Origin of the sequence: Caulobacter sp. RHG1 (genome assembly GCF_013181195.1) — a bacterium.
GTDB lineage: Bacteria > Pseudomonadota > Alphaproteobacteria > Caulobacterales > Caulobacteraceae > Caulobacter.
Genome location: NZ_SMZP01000008.1, coordinates 349,189 through 366,474, shown reverse-complemented (window position 1 = coordinate 366,474; position 17,286 = coordinate 349,189). Strand labels below are relative to the sequence as shown.

Sequence of the window (17,286 nt, the reverse complement as noted above, 5' to 3'; positions counted from 1 at the left end):
AGGCCCGCGCGCCGCGCCCCGCGCCGGCCGCAGCGCCCGTCGCGGCGCCCATCGCGGCGGAGGAGGACGACTATCGCGACCTGGACATCACCGTGCGTCCGACCGTGTCGGCCCCGGTCTATGACGAGCCGGCCGGCGACGCTGGCCTGAACGAAGTGGGCGTCGGCGAGGCGGTCATTCCGCGCATCTCGATCCACGCCTTCTGCGCCCGTCCGGAAACGGCGGCCCTGATCCAGCACGCGGCGGGCGACCGTCGCATGGCCCGCGCCTCGACCATCGTCCGCGACGGCGGGCTGGACGCGGCCGTCGAGCACTATCAGAACCAGCCGACGCCCTCGCTGGTGATGGTCGAGACGACCGAGAGCGCCCAGCGCCTGCTGCACCTGCTCGACAGCCTGGCCCAGGTCTGCGACCCGGGCACCAAGGTCGTCGTGGTCGGCCAGACCAACGACATCGCCCTGTACCGCGAGCTGATGCGCCGCGGGGTCAGCGAGTACATCACCCAGCCGCGCTCGCCCCTGCAGGTGATCCGCGCGATCGGGGCGCTCTACGCCGACCCGGCCGCGCCGTTCGTCGGCCGCCAGATCGCCTTCGTCGGCGCCAAGGGCGGGGTGGGGGCTTCGACCCTGGCCCACAACTTTGCCTGGTCGATGGCCGAAAGGATGCAGACGGCCACCGTCCTGGCCGACCTGGACCTGGCCTTCGGCACCGCAGGCCTCGACTTCAACCAGGACCCCGTGCAGGGCGTTCTGGACGCCCTGACCCAGCCCGACCGCCTGGACCCGGTGCTGATGGACCGGATGATGGTTCGCTGCGGCGACCGCCTGTCGCTGTTCGCCGCGCCCTCGACCTTGGACGACGACTACGAGATCAGCGCCGACGCCTTCGAGGAGGTGACGCAGAAGATCCGCAACGCCGCCCCGTTCGTGGTGCTGGACATCCCGCACGTCTGGAGCGCCTGGACGCGCCGGGTGCTGCTGGGCTCCGACGACCTGGTGGTGGTGGCGACGCCGGATCTGGCGTCCCTGCGCAACGCCAAGAACATCATCGACCTGGTGCGCGGTTCGCGACCGAACGACATCCCGCCGCGCCTGGTGCTGAACCAGGTGGGCGTGCCAGGCCGTCCCGAGATCCCCGTCAAGGACTTCGGCGAGGCCCTGGGCGTCCAGCCTTCGCTGGTGCTGCCGTTCGATCCCAAACCCTATGGCCAGGCGGCCAACAACGGCCAGATGCTGGCCGAGGTGGCGCCCAAGTCGAAGGCCGCCGAGGGGCTGGAGCATCTGGCGCGGCTGATCAGCCGCCGCGATCCGCCGGCGCCGCAGAAGACCTCGATGCTCTCGGGCCTGTTCAAGAAGAAGTAGACCCCATGTTCGGCAAGCGCGACCAATCCGTTTCCGCCGAACAGAAGGCGCCGCCCCCCGCCCCCGCGGGCGGCGCGCCTATCGCCACGCGTCCGCAACGGGTCGAGCCGACCCCGGCGCCGACCGCGCCCGCGCCGAAGGTCAACAGTCCTTCTTCAAAAGGTGGACCCGCGCCCAAGGCGACGGCGGGTCTCGACCAGCTGCGCGCCGCGCAGGGCGTCGCCGCCGCCCAGACGACCAACATCGTCCGTGAGCAGAGCGACTATTACCACGCCACCAAGACCACGATCTTCAACGCCCTGCTCAACACCATCGACCTGAGCCAGCTGGCCCAGCTCGACCAGAAGCAGGCGGCCGAGGAGATCCGCGACATCGTCGCCGAGCTGGTGGCGATCAAGAACGTCTCGATGTCGGTCTCCGAGCAGGAGCACCTGGTCCAGGACATCATCAACGACGTCCTCGGCTACGGCCCGCTGGAGCCGCTGCTGGCGCGCGACGACATCGCCGACATCATGGTCAACGGCGCCCACCGGGTGTTCATCGAAGTGGGCGGCAAGGTCCAGCTCACGAACGTGCGCTTCCGCGACAATCTGCAGCTGATGAACATCTGCCAGCGGATCGTCAGCCAGGTCGGCCGCCGCGTCGACGAAAGCTCGCCGATCTGCGACGCCCGCCTGCCCGACGGCTCGCGCGTCAACGTCATCGCGCCCCCCTTGGCTCTGGATGGTCCCACCCTGACCATTCGTAAGTTCAAGAAGGACAAGCTGACGATGAAGAACCTGGTGGAGTTCGCCTCCATCAGCCCGGAAGGGGCGCGGGTTCTCGGCGTCATCGGCGCCTGCCGCTGCAACATCGTCATTTCCGGCGGTACGGGTTCGGGCAAGACCACTTTGCTCAACACCATGACCGCCTTCATCGACCCCACCGAACGGGTCGTGACCTGCGAAGACGCCGCCGAACTGCAGCTGCAGCAGCCGCACGTGGTGCGCCTGGAAACCCGTCCGCCGAACCTGGAAGGCCAGGGCGCGATCACCATGCGCGACCTGGTCAAGAACTGTCTGCGGATGCGTCCCGAACGCATCATCGTCGGTGAAGTCCGCGGCCCGGAGGCGTTCGACCTCCTCCAGGCCATGAACACCGGCCACGACGGCTCGATGGGCACGCTGCACGCCAACAGCCCGCGCGAAGCCATCAGCCGTATCGAGAGCATGATCACCATGGGCGGCTACGGCCTGCCCTCGAAGACCATCAAGGAGATGATCGTCGGCTCGGTCGACGTCATCGTCCAGGCGGCCCGTCTGCGCGACGGCTCGCGTCGCATCACCCACGTGACCGAGGTGGTCGGCCTGGAAGGCGACGTGATCGTCACCCAGGACCTGTTCGTCTACGAGATCACCGGCGAGGACGAGCACGGCAAGGTCGTGGGCAAGCACCGCTCGACCGGTATCGCCCGTCCGCGCTTCTGGGATCGCGCCCGCTACTACGGCCTGGAGCGCGAGCTGGCCGAAGCCCTCGACGCGGCGGAGTAGGGCGCCATGCTGTTCATCCTGGCCGGCATCCTGGGCTTCATCACCATCGCAGGTCTGGGCTTCGCCTTCGCCGGCGGCGACAGCGACAACGTCAAGGCCGCCAAGCGCGCCCAGATGATCGCGGGTGGCGGCGAGCGCCAGGCGCGCGTGCGCGCCAAGGCCGCGGCCAACACGCCCGAAGCCCGCCGCCAGTCGATCCTCAAGGCCCTGAAGGACCAGGAACGCAAGCAGAAGAAGGCGTCGCTGAGCATCGCCGCGCGCATGCAGGCGGCGGGCCTGACGCCCAACATCAGGATGTTCTGGATCATCAGCGGCGTGCTGGGCGTGATGGTCACCCTGATCGTCATCGTGCTGGGCCAGCAGGCCTTCGTCGCCCTGGGCGCAGGCTTCGCCGCGGGCCTGGGCCTGCCGCGCTGGGTGCTGGGCTTCCTGGGCCAGCGCCGCATGGCCAAGTTCACCGCCGCCTTCGCCGACGCCGTCGACATCATCGTGCGCGGCGTCAAGTCGGGCCTGCCGGTCCATGACTGCCTGAAGATCATCGGCAAGGAGAGCCCCGAGCCCCTGGCCGGCGAATTCCGCACCCTGACCGAGAACGTCGGCATGGGCGTGCCGATGGATGCCGCCCTGGAGAAGATGTACGAGCGCATGCCGACCAGCGAGCTGCGCTTCTTCTCGATCGTCCTGGGCATCCAGGCCAAGACCGGCGGCAACCTGGCCGAAGCGCTCAGCAACCTCTCCACCGTCCTGCGCGCGCGCAAGCTGATGAAGGAGAAGATCAAGGCGCTGTCGGCCGAAGCGGTCGCCTCGGCGATGATCATCGGCAGCCTGCCGCCCGGCGTGACCATGCTGATTTGCGTCACGGCGCCGACCTACATGGTCCCGCTGTTCTCCGATCCGCGCGGTCACCTGATGCTGCTGGCGGCGGGCGGCATGATGTCGGTCGGCATCTTCGTGATGCGCAAGATGATCAACTTCAAGTTCTAGGGGGAGGGCGCGGACATGATCGAAGCTTTGACCAATCCCTCGAACCTGCTGACGGCGTTCATCGCCCTCGTCGTGTTCGCCACGATCATCACCCTGACCTCGCCGATGGTGCGGGCCAGCGGCCTGGAAGGCCGGCTGAAGTCGGTGGCCAACCGCCGCGAGGAACTGCGCCGTCGCTCGCGCCAGAGCATCGCCGAACGCGGCGGAACCGCGGGCAGCTCGCTGCGCCACCAGGACGAGGGTCTGTACAAGAACGTCGTCGACCGCCTGCAGCTGTCGCGGCTGCTGGAGGACCCCAAGGTCGTCGACAAGCTGGCCCAGGCCGGTTTCCGCGGCCCCGGCCCGGTGACGACCTTCTACTTCTTCCGCTTCATCATGCCGTTCGCCTGCGCCGCGACGGCGGCCTTCTATCTCTACCTGATCAACGATTTCGGCCTGCTGCCGATGCAGAAGGTCTGCGCCTGGATGGCCTTCCTGGCGGCGGGCTACTACGCGCCGAACATCTACATCAGCAACATCGCCCAGAAGCGCCGCGAGTCGATCGTGGCCGCCTTCCCGGACTCGCTGGACCTGCTGCTGATCTGCGTGGAAAGCGGCATGTCGATCGAGGCGGCGATCCAGAAGGTCGGCGCGGAAGTCGGCTCCACCTCGATGGAGCTGGCCGAGGAACTGAGCCTGCTGACCGCCGAGCTGTCCTATCTGCCCGACCGCCGCCTGGCCTATGAGGGCCTGGCGCGCCGGACCAATCACCCGGGCATCAAGTCGGTGGCCACCGCCATGATCCAGGCCGAGCGCTACGGCACGCCGCTGGGCACGGCCCTGCGGGTCATGGCCAAGGAAAACCGCGACCTGCGCCTGTCGGCCGCCGAGAAGAAGGCTGCGGCCCTGCCGGCCCAGCTGACCGTGCCGATGATCCTGTTCTTCCTGCCCGCGCTGTTCATCGTCATCATGGGTCCGGCCATCATCCGGATCATGGACACGATGATGAAGCACTGACGGACGAGACCACAGGGTAAACGTCGCGTTCACCCTGTGGCCCGTCCCTTGCCCGGCCTGCTCCCAGTGATCTCAAACTGGGACAGGGCGCGTGGCCAAGCTGAAACGAAAGATCCTCGACGGCCTGACCGAGGAGCGCGGCGGCGCGGCCCTGGAAACCGGCCTGATCCTGTCGCTGGGCGCGTTCTTCGCGCTGGTGGTGCGGGAAGTGGTGGCCAGCCCGCTGCTGGCCCAGCTCACCCGTGCGGCCAAGGTGATCAGCCAGGCGCTGGCCTGAGGACGCGCGGCTCCGGCTACAAGGGCGCCCTGACGCCTAGGGGGCGATCATCGGACCCTGGACGGATCACATGCGGGCGCTGACCCCCTGAGCGAGCGCCAAGGCCGCTTCCAATTGCTCGTCCCGCCCCGCGCGCACGCCGGCCACGGTGCGATGGACCTCGACGGTCGGCCTGACGCCGACGCCGTGATGCGGCGCGCCGTCCTGCTTGATCACGCGCAGGCCTGTCCAGGTCAGGGTGTAGTCGCCAGGCAAGGTCAGGGGATTGACGTCGCCGTTCGTCCCCGCCGTGGTCTCGCCGACGATCGGGCCAAGCTTGGCGCCTTCGACCACGCCCATGAACGACTCGGCCTTGCTGATCGCACGACCGTCCGTGATGAACACCGCGTTCCCCTTCAGCCGAGGTTCGGACGGTGGCAGCCGCCATCGGGCGGTCTTCCAGGTCACCGCCTGGCGATCCGGGCGCAACGCCACGGGAATGTTCCACTCGGCCGAGTAGATGGCTTCGTCTCTGAAGTGGCTCAGGAAGCGTGGCGTCACATTGCCTGGATAGCCCCGCATGTCGAAGATCACCCCCTTGGCGGCGGCAAGCTGAGGCAAGGCCGCGTCCAGCTCGGCGTCCTTGATGCGGTCAAGGTCGACATAGACGACGCCCGGCGCGAGATCGGACAGCGGCGCGGGCTTCGCCGGCCGGATTTTCAGGGCCTCGGGGTTGGGAACGACTTGCACCGTGACGCTTAGCGGCGCGCCGTTCGATCGTTCGCCGGTCAAAGCGATCTTGGAGCCCGCCGGCCCCTGCTTGAGGGCCTGGCTGGATCGCCAGCGCTTCCACTGAGGCGTTGCGCCCGAGATCAGCGCTTCCTTCTCGGCGAGCAAATCCTTCACGTCGCGACCGTTCAGGGTGGTCACGACGTCGCCAGGCGCCAAGCCCGTGCCTGGCGCGGCGGCCAGGACGACCAATCGTCCCTCGATCCACTCCCAGGCGACCGGCAGCATCTGCTGGGTGGGGCCCGGCCCGACGACACTGCCGTGTCCGTCATGAAGCGCGGTCAGCAGGCCGCTCAAGACGGGCCGAAAGCTGACGGCGTCCGGCGCCGCCGCGGCGCCGATCAGCGCCGGTGGCAACTGACCCAGCCAGTCTCCGCCGACCACGTCGAAATAGGGGTAGAAGTGCTGGAAGACGTTCCAGACGATGACGATATCGGCAAGGCGCGTGGCGCGGTCCTCGGCCGAGTATGAGGCGAGGGCAGCCTTGTCGGGCATTTGCGCGACGGCGTACGGCGAAATCTCTCCGGTCTTCGGCGTCACGAGAGGCAGGCGGACGCTGACCCCGCCCGGCAAGGAGGCCGTGAACAGGTCGCTTGCCGCGCCGGCCTCGGCCGGAACGCGCAGGCTCATGTAGCGGCTGGGGACTTTCAGGCCGACGCCTTCATGGCGCCAGCGCTGGCCGGGGCCGACCGGGATCGGTTCGGCCTTGGGCGGGAGCGTGGCGGTCGGCCAGGCTCGGAACTCAGGCGCCAGGGGGCGCAAGACCGCTTCAAGGCGCTTGGCGAGATCGCGAGGGGAGCTTGCGTCCTCGACCTGGCGAACGCCCGCAATGGCGACCAGGGTCCAGTCCGCCTGCGCGGCTGCATCTCCGGGATAGAAGAAGCGCACATAGCCGTACGCGCGGGCGAAAGCCGCGAGGTTGTCCGCGCCCCGGCCCGCGAGGGGGCGGCTAGGTTCGGGACCCGCGGAGGAGGGGACGCTAAACGGTCCCGCCGCGGATGGCGCGGCCGCCGCTATGGCCCCGCCACTGGCTGCCAAGAGACACACCACACTCGCGATCAAGCGCATCATCATGCCGCTCCCCCATCGATGCTGGAGCGTTAAGGCTTGGCTTGTTCCAATTGTGGCGAGTGGTTCGGTCTCTTCCGCCCTGGGTTTAGTCGGAGCTCTTGGCGCCCGGCGTTACTGCCCGCCGCCGGCTTTCAGCGATTCCCAGGTCCGGCCCGTGGCGCCCTGGCTTGGGCCCCCCTGGCCCAGAGCCGCGCGCAGATAGGCCAGGTTGTTGTTGACCAGTTCGGGGGGCAGGTCGGCGCGGGCCAGTTTTTCGGCTTCGGGCAAGCGACCTTGCAGGCCCACGACCAGGGCCAGGTTCTGGCGCGCCTGGATGGTGGCGGTCGGCAGGGCGACGGCGCGGCGCAACTGAGCCTCGGCGGCGGTCAGGTCGCCTCGCGCGGCCAGGAACATGCCGTAGTTGGTGGCCGGCGCGGCCTCGTTCGGGGCCAGGGCCAGGGCCTGACGGTGGGCGACCTCGGCCTCCTCGCCGCGCTCGGCCTGTTCATAGGCCACGGCCAGCAGGGCCTGCGGGCGCCAGTCCTTGGGCGAAAGGGCGGCGGCCTTGCGGGCCGGATCGACGGCGTAGAAGCCCTGGCCGCGGGCGATGTGGGCGCGCGCCAGCTCCAGCAGCAGCGGCAGGTCGCTGGGATGGGCGACCAGGGCGTTGGTCGCGGCCTCGGCGGCCTCATCGTTGCGACCCAGGTTGCGCAGCGCCAGGGCCAGGCCGGCGCCGGCCTCGGCGTCGGCCGGGTCGAGTTCGATCTGCGTCCCCCAGAAGGCGGCGCGGGCCAGCGGGTCCAGGCGCGCGGCCTCGGCGCGCAGCTCGCGGCTGGCCTTGGGCGGCGGCTTGGGAGCGGCGGCCTCGGGCTTCTTGCCTGCAGCCTGGGGCGCATCGGCGGCGAAGGCGGGCAGGGCCAGCAGAAGAGCCGCCGGGGCGAGAACGGTTGCGACGAGCGCGCGCTTGCGACACATGGAAGACACGTCTCCAGAAGGTTGCGCCATGATCCGGCCGCCGCCTCAAGGAATCGTTAAGCATAATTTTAAAGGGTTCCGCCGATGACCGACGCGACGCATCCGATCCTCGAGCAGGCTCAGGGGCAGGCGATCCCGGTCCACCCCCTGGCCGAGGGCGAGGTCGAGGCGTTCCTGGCGCAAAAGCGAGCGCCGGTAAGGACTTATGCGGCGGCGAACAAGTTCTCGGGCAAGGCCGGCCAGGTTCTGACCGTGCCTGGCGCCAGCGGCGCGGTCGAGCGGGTGCTGCTGGGCACGGGCTCCGGCCGCGTTGATCTGTCGCTGTTTCGCACCCTGGCGGGCAAGCTGCCGGCCGGCGAATACGCCCTGGCCAAGCTGCCGCGCGGGATCGATCCGGAGCAGGCGGCCCTGGCCTTCGCGCTCGGGACCTATCGCTTCGACCGCTACAAGAAGCGCGGCGAGCCGATCCCGCGCCTGGTCGCCCCCAAGGGCGTCGACGTCGCGGCCGTGACCGCCTTCGCTCACGCCTGCGCCCTGGCCCGCGACATGGTCAACACCCCGGCCAACGACATGGGGCCGCTGCAGATCGAGACCATCGCCGGTGAGATCGCGCAGAAGTACGGCGCGACGCTGTCCGTCGTGCGCGGCGACGACCTGCTGAAGGAGAACTACCCCGCCATCCACGCCGTGGGTCGCGCCGCCGTCGAGGTTCGCAGCCCCCGGATGATCGAGGTGACCTGGGGCGATCCCGACCACCCCGTGCTGGCCCTGGTGGGCAAGGGCGTGGTGTTCGACACCGGCGGTCTGGACATCAAGCCCTCGGCCGGCATGCGGCTGATGAAGAAGGACATGGGCGGGGCCGCCCACGCCCTGGCCCTGGGCCGAATGGTCATGGAGGCCAGGCTGCCGGTGCGGCTGGTGATCCTGACCCCGGTGGTCGAGAACGCCATCGCTGGCGACGCCATGCGCCCGGGCGACGTGCTGCAGACCCGCGCGGGCCTGACGGTGGAGGTCGGCAACACCGACGCCGAGGGGCGCCTGATCCTGGCCGACGCCCTGACCCGCGCCGCCGAGCTCAAGCCTGCCCTGACCCTGGACTTCGCCACCCTCACCGGCGCGGCCCGGATGGCCATGGGGCCGTTCGTGATCCCGTTCTGGACGCCGGACGACAAGCTGGCCGGCCAGATCGAGACGGCGTCGAAGACGGTGTCCGACGCGGTGTGGCGCATGCCCCTGACCGAGGCCTATCGCGAGGCCCTGGACAGCGACATCGCCGATCTCAAGAACGACCCCGACGGCTGGGCCCAGGCCGGCGCCACGACGGCGGCCTTGTTCCTGCAGCGCTTCGCCCCAAATGGAGAAGAGGTCGGCCCCTGGGCGCACTTCGACGTCTTTGCCTGGAACCCCAAGGGACGCCCCGGATTCCCGGTAGGAGCGGAGGTTCACGCCATCCGCGCCGCCTTCGCCATGATCAAGAGCCGGTTCGCATGACGTTAGACACTCGTACTGCCCTGGCCCGCACGGATCTGGCCGACCAGCGGATGGAAGGCTTGGCCCCGGCCGAGCGCTACGCCGCCAGCCGGGTCATGGTCTGCGCCGAACCCTCGACGGCCATCCGCGCCGACGCCGCGCCCGACGCCGAGCAGTGGGATCAGCTGCTGTTCGGTGAGGTCTTCCGGGTGCTGGAGGAGAAGAACGGCTTCGTTTGGGGCCAGGCGGCCCGCGACGGCTATGTCGGCTATGTCGCGAGCTCGGCCCTGATCGAACAGGGCCATCCGCCGACCCATGCGGTCAGCGCGATCCGCACCTACGCCTTCAGCCAGCCCGACATCAAGTCGCGGCCGGAGGGACTGTACAGCCTGAACGCCCTGGTCACGGTCGAGGCTCGTGAAGGCCGGTTCGCCAAGGGCGCCGGCACGGGCTGGTTCGTCGAGGAGCACCTGACCCCGATCGGCCGCGGTCATCGCGACCATGTCGCCGTCGCCCAGGCCTTCCTGGGCGCGCCCTACCAGTGGGGCGGCCGCGAGAGCCTGGGCCTGGATTGCTCGGGCCTCGTGCAGCAGGCCCTCTACGCCTGCGCCCGCGCCTGTCCGCGCGACACCGACATGCAGCGCGCCTTCTTCCGCCAGATCGTCGAGAGCGACCGCAAGCGTGGCGACCTGGTTTTCTGGAAGGGCCACGTCGCCCTCCTGCTGGACCCCGACACCATCCTCCACGCCAACGCCCACCACATGGCGACGGCGATTGAGCCCCTGAGCGAGGCCATCGCCCGCATCGAGGCGGCGGGCACGGGGGCGCCGCTGGGCTATCGGCGGGTCTGAGCTGATCATCCTCCCCGGTGCAGCGGGGGGAGAGGGGAAAAGCAAAAAGGCCGCGGAGCTTTCGCTTCGCGGCCTCTTCGATATCAGGAGCGCTGAAGGATCAGACCTTCGGCGGGGCCGTGTTGCCGCCAGCCGCGGGGGCGGCGGGAGCGGCCGCGGCGCCAGCAGCCGGAGCCGCTTCGCCGGTCGGCGGGTTGGCGGCGGCTTCCGTGGCGGCGGCGCCTTCGGCCGGAGCCGCGGCGGCGACCGGACGCGGAGCCGGGATCGGCAGGGTGCTGCCCAGGCTGTGCAGATAGGCGATCAGCGCGATGCGATCTTCCGGCTTCTTCAGACCCACGAAGGTCATGTTGGTGCCGGGGACGTCCTTACCCGGAGCCTTCAGGAACAGGTACAGGGCGTCGTAGTCCCACACCGGGGTCTTGCCCGAGAAGTCCTTCATCGCGCCCGAATAGTTGAAGCCAGCGTGAGCGGCCGGCTTGCGACCCACCACGTCCCACAGGCCCGGGCCGGTGGAGTTGGCGTTCGAGGCGTCCATCTTGTGGCACGCGGCGCACTTGGCCGAGACGGCCGCGCCAGCGGCGACGTTGGCCGGGGTCAGCACGGCGTTCCAGTCCGGCGGCACGTCGGCCGCGGCGGCGCCGCCGCCAGCCGACTCTTCCTGGATGGCGATCTCGTAGCCGGCCTTCTCGAGCTCATGCTTCTTGAAGACGATGTCCGACGCTTCGCGCAGACCGAAGATAACGAGGCCGGTCAGCAGCACGCCGCCAGCGATCTTGTTGAACGTCAGGTCGCTCATCTAGCCTAGTCAGCCCTTTGTCAGCCCGTTCGCAAGCCGGGCTTGAATCCGCGACGCACGGCGGTCTCTGGCGAGTCCAGACGTGCGTCATGTTGCGCTCGCGTCTCTTACACGCTACCGCCCCTCGCGCAACCGGGCAGCAAAGATTTGAGGCCGCATCCGCCTATGAAGCCCATCGTCCTGATCCCCGCGCGGATGGCCGCGACCCGCCTGCCGAACAAGCCGCTGGCCGACATCGGCGGCGTCCCGATGATCGTCCGGGTCCTGAACCAGGCCCTGGCCGCTGGCATCGGCCCCGTGGCCGTGGCCGCCGGGGACGCCGAAATCGCCCTGGCGGTTCAAGCCGCTGGCGGGACGGCGGTGCTGACCGATCCAGACCTGCCCTCGGGCTCGGACCGCATCCTGGCCGCGCTGGCCGTGCTCGATCCGGGTTCGCAGCACGACGTGATCATCAACCTGCAGGGCGACATGCCGTTCGTCGACCCGGCGGTGCTGAGCGATTGCGCGCGACTACTTAAGGACTATGGCGACGCCGACATCGCCACCGTCGTCGCGCCCGAGGCCTCGCCCGCTGACCGGTCCAATCCCGACGTGGTCAAGGCCGTGCTGGCGATGGAAGCCGATCAGAAGAGCGGCCGCGCCCTCTACTTCACCCGCTCGACGCTCTATGGCGATGCGCCCGTGTGGCGCCACATCGGCATCTACGGCTATCGCCGCGCGGCGCTCACGGCGTTCAACGCCGCCGCCCCCTCGGCCCTGGAAAAGCGCGAGAAGCTGGAGCAGCTGCGCGCCATGGAGCTGGGCCTGACGATCCGCGCGGCCGTTGCAGCGACCGCCCCGATCTCCGTCGACAACCCCTCTGACCTCGAAGCCGCCCGAAAGCAGGCCCTATGAGCATCCTCAAGAAAATCGCCTTCCAGGGCGAGCCCGGCGCCAACAGCCACGAGGCCTGCCGGACGTACTTTCCCGAGTACGAGGCCTATCCCTGCAAGACGTTCGAGGAAGCGTTCGAGGCCATCAAGACGGGCCAAGCCCAGCTGGGCATGATCCCGATCGAGAACTCGATCGCCGGCCGGGTCGCTGACGTCCACCACCTGCTGCCGGCCTCGGGCCTGAAGATCATCGGCGAGCGCTTCAAGCCGATCCGCTTCCAGCTGATGGCCAACAAGGGCGTCAAGCTGGCCGACATCAAGGTCGTGGCCTCGATGCCGATCGCCCTGTCCCAGTGCCGCCACAGCCTCAAGAAGCTGGGCGTCAGCACCGAGGCGGCCGGCGACACGGCCGGCGCGGCCAAGGACCTGGCCCTCAAGCCTGACTCGACCCGCGGCGCCGTCGCCCCGGCCCTGGCGGCCGAGATCTATGGCCTGGACATCCTGGCCCGCGACATCGAGGACGAGCGCCACAACACCACCCGCTTCCTGGTGATGACGGCTGACAAAAATCCCGAGCCGCCGCCGTTCACCCACCGCTGCGTGACCAGCTTCGTGTTCAAGGTCCGCAACCTGCCGGCCGCGCTCTACAAGGCCATGGGCGGGTTTGCGACCAACGGCGTCAACATGACCAAGCTGGAAAGCTACATGGAGAACGGCGCCTTCACGGCGACCTTCTTCTACGCCGAGGTTGACGGCCGCCCCGAGGACCGCAGCCTGGCCCTGGCCTTCGACGAACTGAAGTTCTTCTCGGAGAAGTTCGAGATCCTGGGCGTCTATCCGGCCGACCCGTTCCGCGACCGCGGGTAAGGTTTACGGGCGTGCTCACGGACGCCCGGACCCCAGCGCTCCCAGAACGGTGACATGTGTCACTTTTGTTTCTGAAAATCGTTGTTTTGCAAGGGCTTGCATGCAACTAGCGGGCTCCATGGGGTTGTTGACAACCCTGTGGATAGCCTTTTCTTCCCATTAATATTTGACGTCTTAAGTCCGTGCCGACTCCACCTTGCCTGAGGCGCGCATGTTCCGGCGGAAACCCGAAAACACCGATCGACTCGACGTCGCGGCGTTCATCTTCCAGCACTCCCCCGACGGCTACTACGTCATCGAGAACGGGGTGATCGTCGACTGCAATCCGGCGATGGAAAAGCTGATGGCCAGCAGCCGCGAGGCGTTGCTCGGCGTGTCGCCCACCCAGCTGTCCCCCGAGTTCCAGCCCTGCGGCGGGCGCTCGGCCGATCTGGTGGGCTCGCGGATGACCGAGGCCTTCGCCAAGGGGCATATCCGGTTCGAATGGCTGCACCAGCGCCTCGACGGCTCACCCTTGCCTGTGTTCGCCACCGTCATCCCCGCCAAGATCGGCGTGCGCGAAGTGCTGGTGGTGTTCTGGCAGGACTTCCGCGAGACCGTGGCGATGCGCGAAGCGCAGGCCCGGGCGCATGAGGCCGAGCAGGCCGCCGCGGCGGCCCAGGCCCGCGTCGTCGAGCAACTGGCGGGCGGGCTGCACGCCCTGGCCCAGGGCGATCTGCGCGTCCAGTTCGACCAGCCGTTCCCGGCGACCTATGAGCAGCTGCGCGCCGACTTCAACAGCGCGGCCTCGGCGCTGGAGGCGGCGGTCTCGACCGTCGCCACGGGCGTGTCGGCCATGACCGCCGGTTCGCGCGAGATCTCGTCGGCCGCCATCGACATGTCGCGCCGGATCGAGCAGCAGGCCGCCAGCCTGGAAGAGACCGCCGCGGCGCTCGACGAGATTACCGCCACCGTCCAGAAGACCGCCGAGAACGCCCGCGAGGCCTCGGAATCGACGACCAGCGCACGCCAGGCGGCCGAGACGGGCGGCCGGATCGTCCATCAGGCGACCGAGGCTATGACGGGCATCGAAGCCAGCTCACGCGAGATCGGCAACATCATCGGGGTGATCGACGAGATCGCCTTCCAGACCAATCTGCTGGCCCTGAACGCCGGGGTCGAGGCGGCGCGGGCCGGCGAGGCGGGGCGCGGCTTCGCCGTCGTCGCCCAGGAAGTCCGCGCGCTGGCCCAGCGCTCGGCCGATGCGGCCAAGGAGATCAAGACCCTGATCACCAAGTCGTCGGACGAGGTCGCCCAGGGCGTGGGCCTGGTCGAGCAGACCGGCCAGGCGCTGGAGAAGATCATCGGCCAGGTCGGCGCGGTCAGCCAGCTGGTCGCCGACATCGCCGCCTCGTCGCGGGAGCAGGCGACCGGCCTGCGCGAGGTCAATGTCGCGGTCAATCACATGGATCAGGCCACCCAGCAGAACGCGGCGATGATCGAGCAGTCGACCGCCGCCAGCGAGGCCCTGGCCCGCGAGGCTGGCGAACTGGCCGCTCTGACCACCCGCTTCCGCCTCAACCGCGACGGCCAGGAGGCCCGCCGGCCCGGCCGGGCGGCCTGATCGGCCGCCGTAACGTCACCCTTTCCGTATCGCCGTTCTCTGACTAGCCTCCCCTCAAAATGGGGAGGCCGTTGATGAACGAGACGATGATCGCGCCGGTGATGGCGCTGGTGGGGTGGTCGCTGCTGATCTGGCTGTGGATGTACGTCCAGCGGATCCCGGCCATGCAGAAGGCTGGGATCAAGCCGCAGGACGCGCGGTTCCCCGGCTCGCTGAATGCGCTGCCCGACGGCGCTCGGCAGGCGGCCGACAACTACAATCACCTGATGGAGCAGCCGACGATCTTCTACGCGGCGGCCCTGGCCATTCAGGTCGCCGGCCACGCCGACGGCATGGCCGTGCATCTGGCCTGGGTCTATGTTGTCGCCCGGGTGCTGCACAGCCTGGTGCAGGTCAGCGTCAACCTGGTGGCGGTGCGGTTCCTGCTGTTCCTGGTGTCGACCGGCGTGCTGGCGGCGATGGTGGTGCGCGAGCTGGTGAAGGTGTTCGGCTAGATCGCGTCCAGCCCGATATCCAGCACCGGGGCCGAGTGGGTCAGGGCGCCGACGCTGATCACGTCGACGCCCGTCTCCGCGATCGCGCGGACCGTCGTCAGGTTGACCCCGCCCGAGGCCTCCAGCACCGCGCGGCCCTTGGCCAGGCTCACCGCCGTGCGCAGGTCGTCGAGGCTGAAATTGTCGAGCATGACCACGTCGGGGCCGTGCTTCAGGGCCTCTTCCAACTGGTGCAGGCCGTCGACCTCGACCTCGACCTTCACCAGGTGGCCGGCGTGGGCGCGCGCCCGGCGGACGGCTTCGCCGACCCCGCCGCAGGCGGCGACGTGGTTGTCCTTGATCAGGATGGCGTCATCCAGGCCGAAGCGGTGATTGACCCCGCCGCCGCAGCGCACGGCGTACTTCTCCAGCGCCCGCAGGCCGGGCGTGGTCTTGCGGGTGTCGACGATGGTGGCGCCGGTGCCCTCGACCAGGCGCACATAGGCCCGGGTCAGGGTGGCGATGCCCGACAGGCGGCCCAGCAGGTTCAGGCCGGTGCGCTCGGCGGCCAGCACGGCGCGGGCGTTGCCTTCAGCCCTTGCGAGGATCGCGCCCGGCGCGGCGTCCGAACCATCGGGCGTCACGACCTCGAAGGTCGCGGTCGGATCCAGGGCGGCCAGGGCCAGGCGCGCGCAGGCCAGGCCCGAGATCCGTCCGTCGTGGCGGCTGGCGAAGACGACCGACAGGCGGGTGTCGGCGTCGATGCAGGCCTGGCCGGTGATGTCGCCGGCCAGGCCAAGGTCTTCAGCCAGGGCGTGGTCGACGATGGGGCGGATCAGCAGGTCGTCGAGAGGCGTGATGGTCATTCGGCGGCGTAGCGGACGGCGTCCGCGCTCGTAAGGGTGACGAAGGTGCGCGCTGCTTCGCCCGTCTGGGGGAAGTCGGCGCGGTAGTGGCCGCCGCGGCTTTCCTGGCGGGCCAGGGCGGCCTCGACGATCAGGCGGGCGGCGACGACGGTCGGGGCATTGGCAGGCAAGGCGCGGATCTGCTCCAGCAGGCGGGTCAGGCCCGCGGCGTCGCGGATGACGCCGGCGTCTCGGCTCATGGCCTTGCGCAGGGTCTGCAGGGCGGCGTCGGGCAGGTCGGGGAGGGGCTCAAGGCTGATCGGCGCGCCGCCGTGTTGGCCTTCCGTCGCCGCCGCCTGGCCAGCGCGGGCGCCGAACACGGCCGCTTCCAGCAGGCTGTTGGAGGCCAGGCGATTGGCGCCCTGCACGCCCGTCGAGGCGCACTCGCCGGCGGCGTAGAGCCCCGGCAGGCTGGCGCGGCCGTCGAGATCCGTCGCGACCCCGCCCATGTGATAGTGCACCGCTGGAACGACCGGGATCATCGCCCGGCGCGGGTCGATGCCGCCGCTGATGCAGGCCTCGAACACAGCCGGAAACTCTTTCGGGAAGTGTCCGCCGACCGCCTGGGTGGCGTCGAGGAAGGCGCAGCGGCCGGCCTCTCGTTCGGCATGGATGGCGCGGGCCACCACGTCGCGCGGGGCCAGCTCCATCGCCGGGTGGTAGTCGGCCATGAAGGCGCGGGCGTCGGCGTTGCGCAGGATCGCGCCCTCGCCGCGCAGGGCCTCGGTGGCGAGGGGCGCGGGATCGCGGCCGATGTCGATGGCCGTGGGATGGAACTGCACGAACTCCGGATCGGCGATCGTCGCGCCGGCCAGGGCGGCCAGGCCCAGGCCCTCTCCGCGCACCTGGGCGGGCGTGGTGGTGACGGCGTAGAGGCCGCCGATGCCGCCGGTGGCCAGGATCACGGCCGTGGACAGGATCTCGACCAGGGCGCCATCGACTTCGGCCAGCACCCCGACGACACGGCCGGTCTTGTCCTGCAGAAGGCGGCGGGCGCGGGCGTTTTCGCGGACCTCAAGGGTCGGCGTGGCGCGGACGGCTGCGACCACGGCGGCCATGATCGCCGCGCCGGCTCCGTCGCCGCCGACCCGGGCGACCCGGGCCTTGGCGTGGGCGGCTTCCAGGCTCAGCACGAAGCCGCCGTCCGGCTGGCGGTCGAACGGCGCGCCGAGGGCGGCCAGGTCGCGCACGGCCTGGGGGCCTTCTTGCGTCAGCAGGGTGACGGCGTCCGGATCGCAAAGGCCCGCGCCGGCAGCGATGGTGTCGGCGGCGTGCAGGGCCGGGGTGTCGTCGCCGGCCAGGGCTGCGGCCATGCCGCCCTGCGCCCAGGCGCTGGAGCAGCCGGTGGCCAGTGGCGTCGGCGACAGCACCAGGGCCTTGCCGGCGGCCCCTTTCGTCGCGGAAAGGGCGGCGCTGAGACCCGCCAGACCGGCCCCGAGGATCACGGGGCCGTCGAAAGCCAAACGCTGGGTCACTGAAACACTCCCTGGGGAGAGGGAAGGGAAGGCG

16 protein-coding genes are annotated in these 17,286 nt (G+C 69.6%); 11 read left to right on the top strand and 5 right to left on the bottom strand.

Annotated elements, in window-relative coordinates; all coding sequences use genetic code 11:
- The 5 genes from E1H18_RS22065 to E1H18_RS22045 all read left to right on the top strand — a co-directional run.
- On the top strand, positions 1-1,361 hold a 1,361-nt coding region (locus E1H18_RS22065), incomplete at its 5' end, for a CpaE family protein (RefSeq protein ID WP_172272779.1).
- A 5-nt stretch (positions 1,362-1,366) separates the two neighbouring features.
- Positions 1,367-2,890 (top strand): CpaF family protein, encoded by a 1,524-nt coding sequence (locus E1H18_RS22060; protein ID WP_172272777.1) that lies wholly within the window; start codon positions 1,367-1,369, stop codon positions 2,888-2,890.
- A gap of 6 nt (positions 2,891-2,896) precedes the next feature.
- Positions 2,897-3,874, top strand: coding sequence for a type II secretion system F family protein (locus E1H18_RS22055; protein ID WP_172272775.1), 978 nt, complete (start codon positions 2,897-2,899; stop codon positions 3,872-3,874).
- Positions 3,875-3,889: 15 nt separating this feature from the next.
- Positions 3,890-4,870, top strand: coding sequence for a type II secretion system F family protein (locus E1H18_RS22050; RefSeq protein WP_172272773.1), 981 nt, complete (start codon positions 3,890-3,892; stop codon positions 4,868-4,870).
- Positions 4,871-4,961: 91 nt separating this feature from the next.
- Positions 4,962-5,147 carry a hypothetical protein gene (locus E1H18_RS22045; RefSeq protein ID WP_172272771.1) on the top strand — a complete coding sequence of 62 codons (186 nt, stop codon included), beginning with the start codon at positions 4,962-4,964 and terminating at the stop codon, positions 5,145-5,147.
- 66 nt (positions 5,148-5,213) lie between these two features.
- Here E1H18_RS22045 and E1H18_RS22040 read toward each other — a convergent pair whose 3' ends face one another.
- Positions 5,214-6,677, bottom strand: a complete 1,464-nt coding sequence (locus E1H18_RS22040) for a S41 family peptidase (protein WP_172272769.1) — start codon at positions 6,675-6,677, stop codon at positions 5,214-5,216.
- Positions 6,678-7,097: 420 nt separating this feature from the next.
- Positions 7,098-7,940, bottom strand: a complete 843-nt coding sequence (locus tag E1H18_RS22035) for a pilus assembly protein TadD (protein ID WP_172272767.1) — start codon at positions 7,938-7,940, stop codon at positions 7,098-7,100.
- A gap of 84 nt (positions 7,941-8,024) precedes the next feature.
- Here E1H18_RS22035 and E1H18_RS22030 point away from each other — a divergent pair, with 84 nt between their 5' ends.
- Positions 8,025-9,431 (top strand): M17 family metallopeptidase, encoded by a 1,407-nt coding sequence (locus E1H18_RS22030; RefSeq protein ID WP_172272765.1) that lies wholly within the window; start codon positions 8,025-8,027, stop codon positions 9,429-9,431.
- Positions 9,428-10,261, top strand: coding sequence for an NlpC/P60 family protein (locus E1H18_RS22025; protein WP_172272763.1), 834 nt, complete (start codon positions 9,428-9,430; stop codon positions 10,259-10,261). The genes E1H18_RS22030 and E1H18_RS22025 overlap by 4 nt, the downstream gene beginning before the upstream one ends.
- Positions 10,262-10,361: 100 nt before the next feature.
- On the opposite strand, the gene E1H18_RS22020 is transcribed toward E1H18_RS22025, so the two are convergent.
- Complete coding sequence (locus tag E1H18_RS22020) at positions 10,362-11,057, bottom strand: cytochrome c family protein (RefSeq protein WP_172272761.1); 696 nt, start codon at positions 11,055-11,057, stop codon at positions 10,362-10,364.
- A 165-nt stretch (positions 11,058-11,222) separates the two neighbouring features.
- On the opposite strand from E1H18_RS22020, the gene E1H18_RS22015 reads away from it, so the two are divergent.
- The 4 genes from E1H18_RS22015 to E1H18_RS22000 all read left to right on the top strand — a co-directional run bounded on the left by E1H18_RS22015 (position 11,223) and on the right by E1H18_RS22000 (position 14,893).
- Complete coding sequence (locus E1H18_RS22015; protein WP_172272759.1) at positions 11,223-11,951, top strand: 3-deoxy-manno-octulosonate cytidylyltransferase; 729 nt, start codon at positions 11,223-11,225, stop codon at positions 11,949-11,951.
- Positions 11,948-12,796 carry a prephenate dehydratase gene (locus E1H18_RS22010; RefSeq protein WP_172272757.1) on the top strand — a complete coding sequence of 283 codons (849 nt, stop codon included), beginning with the start codon at positions 11,948-11,950 and terminating at the stop codon, positions 12,794-12,796. The genes E1H18_RS22015 and E1H18_RS22010 overlap by 4 nt, the downstream gene beginning before the upstream one ends.
- Before the next feature lie 211 nt (positions 12,797-13,007).
- On the top strand, positions 13,008-14,399 hold the full coding sequence (locus E1H18_RS22005) for a methyl-accepting chemotaxis protein (protein ID WP_172272755.1): 1,392 nt from the start codon (positions 13,008-13,010) through the stop codon (positions 14,397-14,399).
- A 74-nt stretch (positions 14,400-14,473) separates the two neighbouring features.
- Positions 14,474-14,893, top strand: a complete 420-nt coding sequence (locus E1H18_RS22000; RefSeq protein ID WP_172272753.1) for an MAPEG family protein — start codon at positions 14,474-14,476, stop codon at positions 14,891-14,893.
- Here E1H18_RS22000 and nadC read toward each other — a convergent pair.
- Together nadC and E1H18_RS21990 are read right to left on the bottom strand one after the other, a co-directional pair.
- Positions 14,890-15,738, bottom strand: a complete 849-nt coding sequence (gene nadC / locus E1H18_RS21995) for a carboxylating nicotinate-nucleotide diphosphorylase (protein ID WP_172272751.1) — start codon at positions 15,736-15,738, stop codon at positions 14,890-14,892. The genes E1H18_RS22000 and nadC overlap by 4 nt on opposite strands.
- Positions 15,735-17,252: an L-aspartate oxidase gene (locus tag E1H18_RS21990; protein WP_172272749.1), complete on the bottom strand. Its 1,518-nt coding sequence runs from the start codon at positions 17,250-17,252 to the stop codon at positions 15,735-15,737. The genes nadC and E1H18_RS21990 overlap by 4 nt, the downstream gene beginning before the upstream one ends.
- Between the last annotated feature and the right edge of the window lie 34 nt (positions 17,253-17,286).

Bases quoted from the DNA above. Each gene is read 5' to 3' on its own strand.
- E1H18_RS22060 (WP_172272777.1), top strand. From the start codon at position 1,367: ATGTTCGGCAAGCGCGACCAATCCGTTTCCGCCGAACAGAAGGCGCCG.
- E1H18_RS22030 (WP_172272765.1), top strand. From the start codon at position 8,025: ATGACCGACGCGACGCATCCGATCCTCGAGCAGGCTCAGGGGCAGGCG.
- E1H18_RS22050 (WP_172272773.1), top strand. From the start codon at position 3,890: ATGATCGAAGCTTTGACCAATCCCTCGAACCTGCTGACGGCGTTCATC.
- E1H18_RS22025 (WP_172272763.1), top strand. From the start codon at position 9,428: ATGACGTTAGACACTCGTACTGCCCTGGCCCGCACGGATCTGGCCGAC.
- E1H18_RS22005 (WP_172272755.1), top strand. From the start codon at position 13,008: ATGTTCCGGCGGAAACCCGAAAACACCGATCGACTCGACGTCGCGGCG.
- nadC (WP_172272751.1), bottom strand. From the start codon at position 15,738: ATGACCATCACGCCTCTCGACGACCTGCTGATCCGCCCCATCGTCGAC.
- E1H18_RS22055 (WP_172272775.1), top strand. From the start codon at position 2,897: ATGCTGTTCATCCTGGCCGGCATCCTGGGCTTCATCACCATCGCAGGT.
- E1H18_RS22035 (WP_172272767.1), bottom strand. From the start codon at position 7,940: ATGTGTCGCAAGCGCGCGCTCGTCGCAACCGTTCTCGCCCCGGCGGCT.
- E1H18_RS22010 (WP_172272757.1), top strand. From the start codon at position 11,948: ATGAGCATCCTCAAGAAAATCGCCTTCCAGGGCGAGCCCGGCGCCAAC.
- E1H18_RS22015 (WP_172272759.1), top strand. From the start codon at position 11,223: ATGAAGCCCATCGTCCTGATCCCCGCGCGGATGGCCGCGACCCGCCTG.
- E1H18_RS22000 (WP_172272753.1), top strand. From the start codon at position 14,474: ATGAACGAGACGATGATCGCGCCGGTGATGGCGCTGGTGGGGTGGTCG.
- E1H18_RS22020 (WP_172272761.1), bottom strand. From the start codon at position 11,057: ATGAGCGACCTGACGTTCAACAAGATCGCTGGCGGCGTGCTGCTGACC.